A 14,692-nucleotide genomic window follows, 5' to 3' on the forward strand; every position below is an offset into this window, starting at 1 on the left:
TGAGACTTGCCAAAAAATTATACAAAATTCGCGAAAAAACGTTATACTAGGTAATACCAAGCAAAAAAGTTGGCTTTGTTTTTCTTCTATTATATTTGGGGGTGACCATCCATGTCTGCATATCATCCGCTGAACGCGGACGAAGCGATACAATTAGCTAAAAGTATACCGGGCCGGTTCCCGGACCATGCCGAACTCGAATGCCGCGAAATCGGCGACGGCAATCTCAATCTGGTGTTTCATGTCACCGCCAAAAATACGGCTGATAGTATCATTATCAAGCAAGCTGTTCCTTATGCAAAAGTCGTAGGCGAATCCTGGCCGCTGTCTCTCGACCGCGCGCGCATCGAGCGTCTCGCCCTGGAGACGGAGTACTCCCTGTGCCCTGACCTCGTGCCGAAAGTATACGGCTATTCGGATGAGCTCGCCTACACCGTGATGGAAGACTTAAGCGAATACACCATCATGCGCAAAGGCCTTATCGAAGGCATCGCCTATCCGAAGTTCGCGGAGCATATCGGCCGGTTTTTGGCCAGAACCCTGTTCTATACGTCGGATCTGGGCATGAACCAGCAGAAGAAGAAGGAACTTGCCGGCCGTTTCGTTAATCCGGATCTATGCAAAATTACCGAGGACTTAATCTTTGAGGATCCATACCGCGAATCCGCCAACAACAACTATGAACAGAGCATTGCCGATGAAGCGGAAGCCCTTCGCGCCGACCTGCCGCTTCACTTCGAAGTCGCGCTGCTGCGCCATAAGTTTCTGACCCATGCGCAAGCTCTGCTCCACGGGGATCTGCATACGGGCAGCATCTTCGTCACGCCGGAATCCACCAAGGTGATCGACCCGGAATTCGCTTATTTCGGCCCGATGGGATTCGATATCGGCGCGGTGATCGGAAACCTCCTGCTCAACTACGCGGCACAGCCGGGCTGGAGCGGGGACGAGCAGACGCTGGCCGCCCGGGAAGCCCGACTCCTCGAGATGGCGAGCAGCGTTTGGAACCACTTCGAGAACAACTTCCGCTCGCTGTGGAACGATGATCTCTTGGACGAGATGTCCCGCACGCCAGGCTATCAGGACCATTATGTGTCGCAGATTTTGAAGGACGCCGCAGGATTCGCGGGCTGCAAAATGATTCGGCGCATCGTCGGATTGTCCCATGTTGCGGACATCGACACCATAGCGGACGATAAGGCCAGAGAAGCAGCACAGCGCAAAGCGCTCGCCATCGGCAAAAATCTCGTGCGCCATCACCGCAGCATCAAGTCCTTCGAGGACATACTGACCTTGATCACGCAAGCATCCAAAGGAAATGAGGTATCGATATGAGCGGTATGACTACCGGCAATACCAGCACCTATGAACCGCTAAGCTCGGTTTACTGGGGAGGAGACCATCTGGTCCTTCTGGATCAGCGCTTGCTCCCGGAAGAGATCGTCTATCTTAAGCTCTATACGCCAGAGGAAGTCTGGGAAGGGATTCACTTCATGAAAGTCCGCGGCGCACCGGCGATCGGCATCGCGGCAGCATTCGGCGCCGTTCTCGGGGGAATGCAGGTGGAAGCCGATGGTCGCGAGGATTGGCTTCAGCAAGTCGCAAAAACCTGCGCTTATCTCGCAACGTCCAGACCGACGGCCGTCAATCTGTTTTGGGCGCTGGACCGCATCAAGCTTGCAGCCGAGAAGCTGGCGGCTTCGGATCTCGACACGGCTGGTCTGAACGCGGCGCTGCTCGCCGAAGCCGAGGCCATCCGGGCCGAGGACGAGGATGTATGCCGCCGCATCGGCGAGAACGCGCTGCCGTTCTTCCGGGACGGCATGGGCGTGCTCACCCACTGCAATGCGGGGGGATTGGCGACCGCCAAATACGGGACCGCCCTGGCGCCAATGTATCTGGCCCATGAGCAGGGCCTGAACATCAAGGTGTTCGCGGATGAGACGAGACCCGTTCTGCAAGGTGCCCGCCTAACCGCCTTTGAACTCCAGCAGGCCGGCATCGACGTCACGCTGCTGGCAGACAACATGGCCGCCATGGTCATGTCCAAAGGTTGGATACAAGCGGTTATCGTCGGTACGGATCGCGTAGCCGCAAACGGCGATGTCGCCAACAAAATCGGTACGTATGGGGTCGCGGTCCTGGCGAAAGCCCATGGCATTCCTTTTTATGTGGCGTGCCCGTTGTCCACGATCGACCTGAATACGAAGACGGGTGCCGATATTCCGATTGAGGAGCGGCCGGCGGAAGAAATCACGGAAGGTTTCGGCAAGCGCACCGCACCACAAGGCGTCAAAGTGTACAACCCTGCCTTCGACATTACGCCGAACGAATACGTGACGGCGATCATAACGGAAAAAGGCGTCGTGCAAGCACCTTACGAAGAGAGCTTGAAAAACTTATTCGAATAAGCCGCTGCAAGATTTCACGCCATCGACGAACAAACGGACAAAAGGCCCCCGCCGATTGTCCGTTTGTTCTCTTTGATTGCGTTTCGGCGCATTTTTTTCCCTGTGAAGCTGACAAAAGCATCGCTTATCTCATTAAAAAAAGAGCGATCCGCACCGGAATCACTCTTGTACCGCTTAAGCCTGCTGGGCTCAGATCATCCGCAGGATCGCATCCTTGCCGGCGAGGCCGGGATGAATGCCCCACTTCTCCGCCTCCAAGGTTACCGATTCCAGCGGTGCCTCCAGCAGCTGCTCCAATGTGCGAACCCCAACGGCTCTCCCGGCAATAATCTTGCGGTCTGCAAGCTGTTCGTTCAGAAGGCCCACATCGAGGGCACCGCACATAATATAACCGCGGGAAGTGTATACAGCCAGCAGCGTAGTTTTCGGAAGTTTGACCTCGACGCCCATAACGGTATGTCCTTCAATCTCGATCGGCAGTAAAGTCACCAATATAAACAATCCTCCCCTCACATCGGCTTAGAATTATGTTTATTCTCTTTGAACCGACATGGTGCGAATGTCTCTGATATTGCGCAAGGGCGCCTTATGTTTATGGTGCGAACGTCTCTCGATTTAATAGAATAAAAGTGAAATATCCGTGACATTAGGACTATGAAAATTCGAAAATTATGGTATATTTGATTCAGAAGAAAACCTTGAAAGCTGGTGAATGATAAAAGCTATGAACACAATTCCTGTCACCGATGATAACGGCTTTTTATTCAACGTTGATATTCTGGTCAAGAGTCCCTCCAACGCACTGGCTTTGCAATATTTGCTGGAAATGCTGAACGACAAGGCCGAAGTCGTCGATTTCCGGATTAAGTCCGGAATGGAACTTGGAGAAATTATCAACACCTTGGTCCAAGCCAAGAAAGATTCCGTTATTAGCAAGGCCTCCCGGAAGATGGCTTCTTCCACGACTCAGCATGAGAAACCTGCTCCGCCTGCGATATCCTCGCCGGAAAAAAAGATCGCTGCAAGCGCACCTCCTGTCCAAACTCCACTCGCCGGAAATGATCCCTTTGAATGGATTAAAGTATACAGTAAGGACAATCGCCTTGTTCGCCTGACAACCAACCGCCATGGTAAGCAGACAAGTCTCCCCTGCCGCATACTCAACTATGACGAAAGCAATTTCCTGGTCAACGTCTATCATGTCGATGAGAAGCAGGTATATACCTTCAAACTCAATGAAATCGACGAGTTCAGCGTGAGCTGAGTCGGCAGTATATTATAGGTATGTAAAAACGGCATCGCCGCCCTTTATCAGGGATCGGTGAAGCCGTTCTTTTTTTTGAGTGCTAGTTTTTACGGGACAGCGCCGAGGACATCAGGATCAGCCAGCCTGCGATAAAGGATACGCCGCCGATCGGCGTAATCGCCCCTAGCCATTTGATGCCGGATATACTTAACACGTAGAGACTGCCGGAAAAAATAACGGTTCCCGCGATGAATAAAGCCCCCGCCCAAAACAGCTTCCGGGATTCGCCCAGCACCTTGGCCACAATCCCCGTAATCAGGACCGCCAATCCGTGAATCATATGATAGTGGACGCCCGTCTCATAGGTGGCAAGCTCGTCCGGCGTAATGATATCCTCCAGCATATGGGCGCCGAATGCCCCAATGGCGACGGACAATGCCATCAGGATCGAGCCCCATGCGATGAAAGCACGACTCATGTTTTTTTCAACCCCTTTTGTCAGCGGACACCCGTGTCCATATGTAATCATGTTAAGTTTAACGGATTCGCGTACGCTTTTCCACCGGCGCGCAAACGCTTTGGACTTGATTTCAGGGCCATTTTGTGAAAGATTAATAAGGATGTCTTTTATTTGGAAACCGCATGGACCCATTAAGAATGAATCTCAAGTTAGGAGCGATTATGTACATGGATCAACAATCACCTTCCTCCCCATCCGAGGGGCAAGATTCGCCCAAGCGACCTAAAACCACCTTCATTCCTCCCGAGGACAGAAAGAACTCCCGCTTCGGCATTGCATCATTCATTCTGTCGATCGTGACGCTGCTTGGTTATATTCTGCTCGGCGCGCTCGGCACCACGATGATTGAACCTTACATGACGGAAAACGGGCCGATCCTGGAGCCGACGCAGGAAACGCTTGAAGCGATGACCACGCTGGCGGCCGTTTTCATTCTCGTGATGATCATCAATATCGTCGGCCTGGCGCTTGGCATTGTCGGCTGCTTCTCTAAGACGCGCAAGCGTGCCGTCGCCGTCATTGCCACCATCGTGAACGGCGTAGTCATCGTCACCATCGGCGCCCTTTTCCTATTCGTATTAAGCGCATAAGGATTACGTACCAGGACACTTGCCTGATCCATTTCAGGTTAAGTGTCTTTTTCATGGCAAACACGGATTCACACTCACATATCGCTCTTTCTCCCGAATATAATGAGATACTACAGCCGAAAAGACGGCAACCGTGTCAAGGCTACACTTGGGAGGTGACTGTCCGTGCAAAATGAAGACGCTCTGTCGTTTGTCGTATCCCGTGAAGACTGGTCGCTGCACCGCAAAGGCTATCAGGATCAGGTACGTCACCAGCATAAAATCCGCGAAGTGATCAAACGCAACCTGCCCGACCTTATTACTGAGGAAAACATTATTTTGTCCGACGGAAAGCAGATCATTAAAGTTCCGATCCGAAGCCTTGACGAATACCGTTTCATCTACAATTACCAGAAGCAAAAGCATGTCGGTCAAGGCGACGGTGACAGTCAGGTTGGGGACGTCCTTGGACGCGACCCTTCAGCGGCCCAGCCCGGAAAAGGAGAATCGGCCGGTGACCAGGCGGGACAGGATATTGTGGAAACCGAGGTCAGCCTGGAAGAGCTGGAGAATATGCTGTTTGAGGAGCTGGAGCTCCCGCTGCTGCAGCCCAAGGATAAAGAGCAGATCGAGACGGAGTCCATCGTGTTCAACGACATCCGCAAAAAAGGCATCATGTCCAACATCGATAAGAAACGCACCATCCTGGAGAATCTGCGCCGCAATGCGAGGGACGGCAAGCCCGGCATCCACGGCATCAGTCCGGACGACCTGCGCTACAAAACCTGGGACGACACCGTCATACCGGAATCCAATGCGGTCATCATCGCCATGATGGACACTTCCGGTTCCATGGGTTCCTTCGAGAAATACTGCGCGCGCAGCTTTTTCTTCTGGATGACCCGTTTCCTCCGCAAGCAGTACGAGAAGGTGGAAATCGTGTTTATCGCCCACCATACCGAAGCGAAGGAAGTGACCGAAGAGGAGTTCTTCACGCGCGGCGAAAGCGGGGGTACGATATGTTCATCCGCGTATCAGAAGGCGCTGGATATCATTCATCACCGGTACCCTCCTTCCAAATACAACATCTATCCCTTCCATTTCTCGGACGGCGATAATCTCACATCCGATAATGAACGCTGCGTCAAACTCATCGGGGAGCTGCTGAAGGTGAGCAACATGTTCGGTTACGGCGAGGTCAATCAATACAATCGCAGCAGCACGCTGATGTCGGCGTATAAAAATATCAAGCTGGACCAATTCATGTACCATGTCATAAAGGACAAAGGGGAAGTGTACGAGGCGCTCAAGACCTTTTTTCGGAAACGGCAAGGAGCCGCTACCTGATTTTAAAGTCGATAAGTGAAAGAAAAAAATAAATATCGGATGACCTGGACACTGGAGGAGGCAGGGACCTCCTCTTTCTTATGGCCTCCTGCGATACGACTAACAGCCCGTTGCCGAATAATGGATATGTCAAGCATAACGGCTTGTCATTTCAAATGAAAAATCTGTCTTATTATTGACATCACAATGTAGCCGTAGGTTCATTTTTTTGTCACCTTCTGTTTTTCCAAGGATGGTAGTATTAGCTATGACATCTTGTTGCAGGATATTACAGGATTCGATAAGGTCTCCTGCATATGAAATATCCTCCTATAAAGGAAAGGGAAGGTTTACCATGTTCCAAATGACACATCGACTATCCAGCACCCAGACGTTTGAGAATATGTCCTACATATTATCGCAGCGGCTGTTACAGGGCGGCATGAGCGCAGATCCCTCGAGAGGAGTGATCTTCCGTGCCGATATCCGATAAACCACATTCACGTTACATGCCCGGTCTTGACGGACTGCGGGCCCTCGCATTGATCGGTGTGATGGGATACCACTGGAATTTTGGCTTTGCAGGCGGCGGGTTTCTCGGGGTAAGTTTATTCTTCGTATTGTCCGGTTACCTCATTACGGATATTTTGGCTTCGCAATGGCATCATCATAGACGGATTGATCTCAAGGATTTTTGGATACGGAGATTCCGGCGTCTCCTGCCGGCGATGCTGCTCATGCTGTTCATCCTTGTGGTATGGGTAACGCTGTTCGACCGGTCAAGATTGGCTACGCTTCGAAGCGAAGTGCTTGGAGCGGTTACGTACATAAGCAACTGGCAGTTTATTTTTCAGCAGCAATCCTATTTTGAATCGTTTGGCCCGCCTTCTCCGCTGGGGCATTTCTGGTCGCTAGCAGTGGAAGAACAGTTCTACCTGCTGTGGCCGGTTATCATGCTGGCGGCGCTCAAGCTGTTTCCCCGCCGAGGGCAGCTCTTTGCGTTCATTGCCGCCGGTGCCGCGATTTCCGCGCTCCTCATGGCCGTGATCTATCAGCCGGGCGACGATCCGAGCCGGGTTTACTACGGTACGGATACCCGGGCGTTCGGCCTGCTGATCGGAGCGGGGCTGGCCATCGTATGGCCCAGCTGGAAACTGTCCTCCCGCGCTTCAAGAGGCATCCGCTATAAACTCAACATGACGGGTGCCGCGGCAATGCTTATCATTCTCTACATGATGTGGCAGGTGGACCGTTACGACGCATTCCTGTATCAAGGAGGCATGTTCCTCTTTTCCTTGGCTGCTGCCGTGCTCATAGCGGTGCTGGCCCACCCTGCGGCTTCCATCAGCCGCTTGTTAAGCTGGAAGCCGCTGCTGTGGATCGGCGTTCGTTCCTATGGCATCTACTTATGGCATTACCCGGTCATGATCCTGACCTCGCCTGATTCCGGCGCTAGCGATCTCAGTTTGCTTCAGACTGCGCTGCAAATCACCGCAAGCGTTCTGCTGGCCGCGCTATCCTGGAAGTATGTCGAAGAACCGATACGGCATGGCGGGCTTAAAAAATTATGGCTTAAAGCCCGCTCGCTTCGCCGCCGCCCAGCTTCGATTTCGTTAAGAGGCTGGATCGTGTCCCTGAGCTCTCTTATGCTGATCGGCATATTCTGTTCGGGGATGATGAGCAGCGTGTCCTCTGCAAGAACGGTGGGCGATATCGCTGCCATGCTGAACATCGATGACCCTGCTCCGGAGGAAGCGGCTCAGCCTCCAAGCACCGAGTCTGCTACGGCCGAACCGCCGCAACCGGTCGACACGAACGGAGACAACGCAACGCCTCCTGCCGTAGAGCCATCGAAACAACCGGATACGGTGAAGGAGCCGAATTCTAGGGATGAAGGGGCTAAGGCTCCGCTTTCGGATGGAGCGACGGACTCTGGAAATAACGACGCCGGTGCTGATGAGAACGAAGTGCCGGACCCAGCGGCAGAGAACAACCAAGACGTCCAAGACAAGCAAACCGGCGGAGAAAGCGATCCTATGGATAAAGCCGACTCCGGGAAACCGATTCCGGATCAACCGGATGACGATAAGACTGGCGAGCCGAATGGGGATCAGGTCGATAAGCCGGATCCATCCAAGGACCCGGCTAGCGGAACTCCCGGCGGCAAGAACGATCCTGCCAAGCCGACGACGAAGCCGGAGCAGCCACCGGTAACCAAGTCCGCCATCACGGCCATCGGGGATTCGGTTATGCTCGGGGTCTCCCCTTATCTCGAAAAATCGCTGCCCGGCATTCACATTGATGCGGTGATTGGCCGCCAAATGCGCCAGGCCGATGAGCTGATTCCGGCCCTGAAATCCCAAAATCGGATTGACGGCGGCATTGTCATCATCGGGCTCGGAACCAACGGGGCCTTCTCGCAAAAGGATCTCGATTCCCTGCTGGGCCCTCTGAATTCGGCCAAACAGATTCTGCTTATCAATACGCGCGTTCCGCGCGATTGGGAACAGAACGTTAACGGCATGCTCGCCAAAGCAGCCGAACGGAACCCGAAAGTTACGCTGGTGGATTGGTATTCAGCCAGTAAGGATCATCCGGAATACTTCCGGTCCGACGGCGTCCATCTGGAGCCGGAAGGTGCCGAGGCCTACACATCCATGCTGCTTCAAGCCATCAAGAAATAAACGGATTGTCCTGATTCTTGCCATCATTCATTCTCATATCGTCGGCCTGATCTCATCATTTGATGAGACAGGTCGACTTTTTAGTTATATACGTATTCGCAAGCAGCAATATGATATAATTCGGTTACTTAATCTCATCATTTCTTAATAGAAGGCGGTGTCCTGGCATATGAACAATATCGTGACAATGAAATGGCTGCTGGCTAGACTCTATGAACCGGATCTGGTCATCGTCGACTGCCGTTTTGCCCTCGGCAAACCGGAAAGCGGCCGAGCCACATACGAGGAATCGCATATTCCGCGGGCGGTTTACCTCGACCTGGAGAAGGACCTCTCCTCCCCCATTACCGAGCATGGCGGTCGCCACCCCCTGCCCGACCTGGATCACCTTGCACAACGTCTTGGCCAGTCCGGCATTCAAAGCAGCAGCCGCGTCGTGATCTACGACGACCAGGGCGGAGCCATGGCCAGCCGACTATGGTGGCTGCTGAAATATACCGGCCACGAGCAAGCTTATGTATTGGATGAAGGGTTTACGGCTTGGAAGAACGCATCGTATCCGGTAACGGACGAACAGCCGGTCGTCATTCCGGTTACATATGACATCCACCTTAAGCCCGACAAATTGGTCCGCGTCGATGAAGTACGCAAGGCGTCGCAGCAGCGAAGCAAAACGCTCATCGATTCCCGCGAGCCGCGCAGATATGCCGGATTGGAGGAGCCTATGGACACCAAAGCCGGGCATATTCCGGGTGCTGTGAACTATTTCTGGAAAGGCGTCCTGGACGATTCCGGACATTGGAAGGATGCGGAAGCGATCCGCGAGCATTTCTCGGACATCCCGCAAGATGCCGAGATCATCGTATACTGCGGCTCCGGCGTCACCGCTTGTCCGAACGTGCTAGCCCTGGAGGAAGCCGGGTACGGCAACGTAAAGCTGTACGCGGGCAGCTGGAGCGATTGGATCAGTTATGAGGAGAACCCGGTGGCGACGGGGGAAGAATCACTAGGTTGAAATCGGGAAAAGCCCGCTATGGTAGCGGGCTTTTAATTTTTTGATCATCTGCATTCTTTCCTACATCAGAATTCCTGACAGATGCTCAAGAGCCATCGAGCGTATCCGGTTCTCCTCAGGGATATTCTCGTAGAGCAGAGCCTCTTTGCCCGCTTCCACCATTCGCTTGCGGAGAGCAGCAATTCGGCCTTTGCCGGAATCGATAAACCGGAAGTCGATCTGGCGCAGGCAGTCCATTTTTGTTAAGCCGTCCAAGGCTTCCGCCTTGATCCTTGTAGAAATCTCCTTCAGCATTAGAACCTCCAACCGGTCCGCGGTCCACAGATTCCCGATCTCCTGCAAGGATTTCATATAATCCAGTTCAAGCTGCCGAAGATTACGCATATGCGAGAAATCGCACAAGCGCTCGACTTTCGGCAGCGACAAGTGCAGAAAGGCCAGATGATCCAATGCCGCCAGGTCATCAATATGCACCAGGTTGCGGACGGAAGACAGCCTCAGCATGCTTACATTCGAATCGGCCAACACATTAAGCGAACCGTTCAATGTACAGCTGTCTAAGGCCAGATACTTCATCAAGGGCAAATCCACGATAAAATCCAGTTGATCGATGGAGCAGTTCAGGACCAGCGTATCCAGGCGAATGCAGTCGGCAATCGGCGCCAGATCATCGAATTTACCGCTGAGCTCCAGGTATTTTAGAAACTTGTAGCTCCGGATAAAATCGATGCTTTGCGTTTTGGGCGAGCGTAACTTAAGAAACTCCATTCGATCCATCGCGCCCAGCCTAGTTAAATCCTGCCGCTGTTTCAGATCCAAATGCAAAGCAGCAACAAACTTCAATCCCGCGAGCGTCTTCAGAAATTCATCGGTATATCTTCCGTTCGCTTCTGCTTGATAAATATGCAGTATCAAGTCCGGACGCTTGGAAAACACCTGCTCGTCCAGCTTCAGCAGATCTTCCGCATCGTCTGCCCCGACAACAAAACCGATGGTTGCACGGTTCCTCAGCTGTTTAACGGCACTATGCATTTTGTCCGTGCTCCAGGGAGCACCGCTCATCGATGCAGCCCACGGCTCGCTCATTTCGTTCGCCTCCATTCTTTGAACTGATCCGGGAGCCTCCACTCCGCCTTAAATCTAGTTAACATAGTACCAAAATATGGGCAAATCTTCCACTTCAACAGAAGAGAAGAAGCCGTCCTTCTTCGTGTCGGCGAAGAGGACAGCTTCTATGCAATTCTAAAAACTCTACTAGATCATAAGCGTCAAAGAGAGCTTTCCTCCCAACCGGAAAATATAGTATGCTAAGCCATAAGAGAGGAGAGGATTATTATGGTAAAACAACTGATCATCGGCGATGCAGCGCAGGAGCTGGCTCATACGCGCCGCGTTCTGGAACGCTTGCCCGAGGAGCATATGTCGTGGAAGCCGCACGAGAAATCGATGACGCTCGGCGGGTTGGCCACGCACCTGATTAACCTGCTCAACTGGCAAATCGCGATTTTTCAGTATCCGGAGTTCGATCTTTCGAGTGTGCCGCTGCGGCGGGAGGCTTTGGAAAAACGCGCCGACGTTCTGGAGGAATTCGACGCGAACGTGGGCAAGTTGGAGCAGCTGCTCGCCGAATGCGACGAGAAAACGCTCGCCGAGGAATGGACGCTGCGCCACGGCGACCATATCATCCTCCGCGCGCCGCGGGCGATTGCGCTCCGCACTTTCGGCTTCAGCCACATGGTTCATCATCGGGCTCAGTTAGGGGTATATCTGCGGCTTCTCGATATTCCGGTGCCGGGCATCTACGGTCCATCTGCCGACGAGGCGGCGCAATGAACTAAAACTTCCCGATCGGACAACGTCAAACAGTCGCGGGTACCGGCATAACCGCCGGCACTCTGCGACTTGTTTAGTTTAATGCTTTTCTATGAGCTGCTTCGTGCTTGACGGGCGAGCATTCCGCTCACGAAGACCATGACCGCGGCCAGCCCAAGAAAATACAAAGGCATGGCGACTAACGAGCCGTCGTGAAGAAAGCTCATGCCGCTCGTTATCAGGCTGACGACAACGTAATAACCCAATCCGAAGATGGCCCCTGCCGTCCCAAGCACGTCTCCGTAATGGATCAGCGCCAGGCTGAGGCAGTTGGGAATGGCCATTCCGATGCCGAGCAGAATAATAAAAATACAGGATACCATTAACACCAAATCCATCACGGTGGCTTTGATCCCGCTAAGGGCAAAACCCGTGAAGCAAAGGGCCCCCACCGACGTAATGAACGTGCCGAGCAAGATCATGCGCTCTGCCTTGAGCATGGTCAGCAGCCTTTTCGACAGCAGCGCGCCTAAAATCGAGGACATCGCCACTAAGATTCCGAAGAAGCCGAACGCAGCAGGTCTCATCTGAAAAAATTCAATAAAAATAAAGGGCGCTTCCACATAATAACTGAACAAAATGCCGTTGGTCGCTCCAATAAGAAAACCGAATCCCCATACCCTGCGATCGAAGAGCAGACGCTTGACCACCGAGAACGTGTTAATCCTCGAGGCGGCCTGTACTCTGGTCTCGGGCAGGGAGATCCAGGTGTAGGTCAATACGGTTGCGCTCAATATTACCAGCGTGAAGAAAACCGCTCGGAAGCCGAGCGACTGATCTACCCATCCGCCAATCAGCGGCCCTATCGCAGGAGTAAACGCCAGCGCCGCCGAAATCTGGGCAAACACCGCATGGCGTTTGGCTCCAACTACGGTCTCGCGCAAAATCGTTTGCGTGACGACAGAGCCCGTGCTGGCACCAAAAGCCTGTATGAACCGGCTGACCAATAACCATTCGGCCGAACCGGACAGATAACAGCCCAGGCTGCCCAACCCATAAACCAGGATGCCCCACAGCATGGCGGGGCGCCGTCCGATGGAATCGGACAGCCTCCCCCAGCAATACACGCCAAAGGCAAAGCCCAGAAAGTAAATGCTGAGCGTAAGCTGGATCACATTATTGCCCGCCCCTAAATGATGGGCGATATCCGGTAATGAAGGCGTATATATCGTTTCGCTTATTTGCGGGAAACCCACAAGAACAATAAACAACAGCAGCGACGGTTTTGAGATTTTTCTTTGCACAGCCAAACTCCCCCTTATCGTTTCAGAAAATCTCTAGTTTGCCGGCAAAGGAATTACGGGATCGGGGGTTTGCATTTGGTTAGTCTAGTAAATGAAAGCATTGAAAGTTCACCTGTACGAGATCCGATACGTCGTCGGCCGAACGCTAAATGCAAGAGCCCACGCGTCACGCGTGGGCTCTTGCTCCAAGGCTATACAATCCCCTGCCAGCTCTCATGATACGCTCAATACAGCTCCCAAGTCTCCGTGCATAACGCCGGCAAAGAATCCGCAACACGCTCGCAGTCTTCATACCCCAGGTTGCCGGAATGCGCGAACAAAATCGCATATTCGCCGTTTGTCGGCGCTTCCCTCATATCGAACATATAATGGTTTCCGCTTCCATCCATCGCAAACGACACCGCACCAGGCATATACTCCGGCAGCTCGTAGGCCAGATTCATCTCCCTCAGGTCATCCGTGTTAAAGAACTGGAAAAGACGTGCTCCCTGTTGAAATTCCCCGCCGTTGGAATACTTCAATAACTCCAAATAGCTTGCGGGAAAGTTTCGCCGAGGCAGCTTCCAGCCTGCAGGATCCAACGGAACATATTGATCGTAGAAGGGGGAGCTTTTATGAAAAGGATTCACTTGTCTCCCCTTGATTTCATCCATCTCCTGCACGGAAAGCCCTGCATTCCACTCCATAACAAAACGGGCAATTTGTTCTTCGGCGGCACCCGCGCGTATGTCGTACGCGTGCTCAAAATCGATATTCCACATCTTCGCCTGCCTCCGTCCCAATACTTCCTTCCTCGCAACTTCTTCAAACATTATAAAGGAAATACTGGAAAAAGGAATCATGCCGTAGGTTCTTTCTATGTTCATGGATTGCGGCAACGGCGGCGGTCACAGATGGGTTCCTCCGCTGGCATCGATGCACTGACCGGTGATCCAGCGGCTGTCCGGCGAAGCCAGAAACGCCGCGATATCCGCGATATCCCCCGGCTCCCCCCACCTTCCGAACATCGAATAGTCGGCCCCGAACCGATACGAGTCAGGATCCTGCAGCATTCCGGCATTCATGTCGGTAGCTACGAATCCGGGCAGTATCGCATTGATCGTGATTCCGCGGGATGCCAGCTGGCTCGACAAGGAGAGCGTCAGCGCATTAATGGCTCCCTTCGTCATCGTGTACGCCGGAATATTGGGCAGGGAAATCCGGGTGACCGCAGACGATAAATTGATGATGCGCCCATTGTCCCGAAGGCGGGGAAGAGCTTGCTGTATCAGGAAGAACGGCGTTTTCACGTTAAGATGCATCACTTCGTCAAAGCTCTGCTCCGTGGTTTCCTCGATGGTCTCCACCAAGCCGATCCCTGCGTTGTTAACCAGGATGTCCATTTGCGTGCTGCCCGTCCGGTCGTTCAACGCCTCATCCAGCGACTCGAACAGGGCATTTACCCCCTCCAAGGAGCGGAGGTCCGCTCCAACCGCAAAAGCCTCCCCTCCGGCCTGCGCAATCTCGCGGACGACCTCTTCCGCAGCCTCCCTATTCTTGCCGTAGTGAACGGCGACCACGGCTCCTTCCTTCGCCAATCGGTTCGCGATGGCACGTCCGATGCCCCGGCTGGAGCCCGTAACCAAAGCCGTTGTTCCATTCCATGTTTTCATGTTCTCATCATCTCCTCTTCTTCTTTCCCTTTCAGTTTTATCACAGCTCCCATTTTGAAATGTTGCGCTCCTATTCCCGCTCTCCGCTCGATTTCAAACATCATTAAAAAGCCCCCTCTTGGATAGGGGGCTGGAATGCAGGGATTTGCGCCG

The 14,692-nt window shown here is 53.1% G+C and carries 14 protein-coding genes; 8 read left to right on the forward strand and 6 right to left on the reverse strand.

From position 1 onward, the window contains the following. The first annotated feature begins 111 nt into the window (after window positions 1-111). Window positions 112-1,335 carry an S-methyl-5-thioribose kinase gene (gene mtnK, locus P0X86_RS25115; RefSeq protein ID WP_213579563.1) on the forward strand — a complete coding sequence of 408 codons (1,224 nt, stop codon included), beginning with the start codon at window positions 112-114 and terminating at the stop codon, window positions 1,333-1,335. Next, window positions 1,332-2,411: an S-methyl-5-thioribose-1-phosphate isomerase gene (gene mtnA, locus P0X86_RS25120; RefSeq protein ID WP_277746741.1), complete on the forward strand. Its 1,080-nt coding sequence runs from the start codon at window positions 1,332-1,334 to the stop codon at window positions 2,409-2,411. Before mtnK ends, mtnA begins: the two co-directional genes overlap by 4 nt. 189 nt (window positions 2,412-2,600) lie before the next feature. On the opposite strand, the gene P0X86_RS25125 is transcribed toward mtnA, so the two are convergent. After that, window positions 2,601-2,903, reverse strand: a complete 303-nt coding sequence (locus P0X86_RS25125) for a YunC family protein (RefSeq protein ID WP_009595810.1) — start codon at window positions 2,901-2,903, stop codon at window positions 2,601-2,603. Between the two features lie 232 nt (window positions 2,904-3,135). On the opposite strand from P0X86_RS25125, the gene P0X86_RS25130 reads away from it, so the two are divergent. Next, on the forward strand, window positions 3,136-3,675 hold the full coding sequence (locus P0X86_RS25130) for a hypothetical protein (RefSeq protein ID WP_228468857.1): 540 nt from the start codon (window positions 3,136-3,138) through the stop codon (window positions 3,673-3,675). 82 nt (window positions 3,676-3,757) lie between these two features. Here P0X86_RS25130 and P0X86_RS25135 read toward each other — a convergent pair whose 3' ends face one another. Next, window positions 3,758-4,135 (reverse strand): DUF423 domain-containing protein, encoded by a 378-nt coding sequence (locus P0X86_RS25135; RefSeq protein ID WP_009595784.1) that lies wholly within the window; start codon window positions 4,133-4,135, stop codon window positions 3,758-3,760. Window positions 4,136-4,344: 209 nt separating this feature from the next. Here P0X86_RS25135 and P0X86_RS25140 point away from each other — a divergent pair, with 209 nt between their 5' ends. The 4 genes from P0X86_RS25140 (at window position 4,345) to P0X86_RS25155 (ending at window position 9,771) form a co-directional block, all read left to right on the forward strand. Continuing rightward, window positions 4,345-4,767 (forward strand): hypothetical protein, encoded by a 423-nt coding sequence (locus P0X86_RS25140; protein ID WP_228468856.1) that lies wholly within the window; start codon window positions 4,345-4,347, stop codon window positions 4,765-4,767. A gap of 165 nt (window positions 4,768-4,932) precedes the next feature. Continuing rightward, window positions 4,933-6,093: a sporulation protein YhbH gene (gene yhbH / locus P0X86_RS25145; protein WP_009595852.1), complete on the forward strand. Its 1,161-nt coding sequence runs from the start codon at window positions 4,933-4,935 to the stop codon at window positions 6,091-6,093. A 455-nt stretch (window positions 6,094-6,548) separates the two neighbouring features. Beyond that, window positions 6,549-8,756: an acyltransferase family protein gene (locus tag P0X86_RS25150; protein WP_277746742.1), complete on the forward strand. Its 2,208-nt coding sequence runs from the start codon at window positions 6,549-6,551 to the stop codon at window positions 8,754-8,756. Between the two features lie 169 nt (window positions 8,757-8,925). Further along, the gene (locus P0X86_RS25155; RefSeq protein WP_277746743.1) at window positions 8,926-9,771 is read left to right on the forward strand and encodes a sulfurtransferase; all 846 of its coding nucleotides are present in this window, start codon (window positions 8,926-8,928) and stop codon (window positions 9,769-9,771) included. 60 nt (window positions 9,772-9,831) lie between these two features. Here the strand turns inward: P0X86_RS25155 and P0X86_RS25160 are convergent, their stop codons facing one another. After that, complete coding sequence (locus tag P0X86_RS25160; protein ID WP_277746744.1) at window positions 9,832-10,857, reverse strand: leucine-rich repeat domain-containing protein; 1,026 nt, start codon at window positions 10,855-10,857, stop codon at window positions 9,832-9,834. 249 nt (window positions 10,858-11,106) lie between these two features. Here P0X86_RS25160 and P0X86_RS25165 point away from each other — a divergent pair, with 249 nt between their 5' ends. Further along, window positions 11,107-11,604 carry a DinB family protein gene (locus P0X86_RS25165; protein WP_277746745.1) on the forward strand — a complete coding sequence of 166 codons (498 nt, stop codon included), beginning with the start codon at window positions 11,107-11,109 and terminating at the stop codon, window positions 11,602-11,604. A gap of 89 nt (window positions 11,605-11,693) precedes the next feature. On the opposite strand, the gene P0X86_RS25170 is transcribed toward P0X86_RS25165, so the two are convergent. The 3 genes from P0X86_RS25170 to P0X86_RS25180 form a co-directional block, all read right to left on the reverse strand. Then, entirely contained in the window at window positions 11,694-12,887 is a 1,194-nt protein-coding gene (locus P0X86_RS25170; protein WP_277746746.1) for a multidrug effflux MFS transporter, read from the reverse strand. A gap of 224 nt (window positions 12,888-13,111) precedes the next feature. Continuing rightward, window positions 13,112-13,648, reverse strand: a complete 537-nt coding sequence (locus P0X86_RS25175; RefSeq protein WP_277746747.1) for an SMI1/KNR4 family protein — start codon at window positions 13,646-13,648, stop codon at window positions 13,112-13,114. A gap of 126 nt (window positions 13,649-13,774) precedes the next feature. Then, window positions 13,775-14,539: an SDR family oxidoreductase gene (locus P0X86_RS25180; RefSeq protein WP_277746748.1), complete on the reverse strand. Its 765-nt coding sequence runs from the start codon at window positions 14,537-14,539 to the stop codon at window positions 13,775-13,777. Window positions 14,540-14,692 lie beyond the last annotated feature (153 nt).

The organism is Paenibacillus sp. BR1-192 (assembly GCF_029542445.1).
Lineage (GTDB): Bacteria > Bacillota > Bacilli > Paenibacillales > Paenibacillaceae > Paenibacillus_AQ > Paenibacillus_AQ lautus_A.

Coding starts and splice junctions, on each gene's coding strand:
- mtnK (WP_213579563.1), top strand. CDS start 112: ATGTCTGCATATCATCCGCTGAACGCGGACGAAGCGATACAATTAGCT.
- mtnA (WP_277746741.1), top strand. CDS start 1,332: ATGAGCGGTATGACTACCGGCAATACCAGCACCTATGAACCGCTAAGC.
- P0X86_RS25130 (WP_228468857.1), top strand. CDS start 3,136: ATGAACACAATTCCTGTCACCGATGATAACGGCTTTTTATTCAACGTT.
- P0X86_RS25135 (WP_009595784.1), bottom strand. CDS start 4,135: ATGAGTCGTGCTTTCATCGCATGGGGCTCGATCCTGATGGCATTGTCC.
- P0X86_RS25140 (WP_228468856.1), top strand. CDS start 4,345: ATGGATCAACAATCACCTTCCTCCCCATCCGAGGGGCAAGATTCGCCC.
- P0X86_RS25155 (WP_277746743.1), top strand. CDS start 8,926: ATGAACAATATCGTGACAATGAAATGGCTGCTGGCTAGACTCTATGAA.
- P0X86_RS25160 (WP_277746744.1), bottom strand. CDS start 10,857: ATGAGCGAGCCGTGGGCTGCATCGATGAGCGGTGCTCCCTGGAGCACG.
- P0X86_RS25165 (WP_277746745.1), top strand. CDS start 11,107: ATGGTAAAACAACTGATCATCGGCGATGCAGCGCAGGAGCTGGCTCAT.
- P0X86_RS25175 (WP_277746747.1), bottom strand. CDS start 13,648: ATGTGGAATATCGATTTTGAGCACGCGTACGACATACGCGCGGGTGCC.
- P0X86_RS25180 (WP_277746748.1), bottom strand. CDS start 14,539: ATGAAAACATGGAATGGAACAACGGCTTTGGTTACGGGCTCCAGCCGG.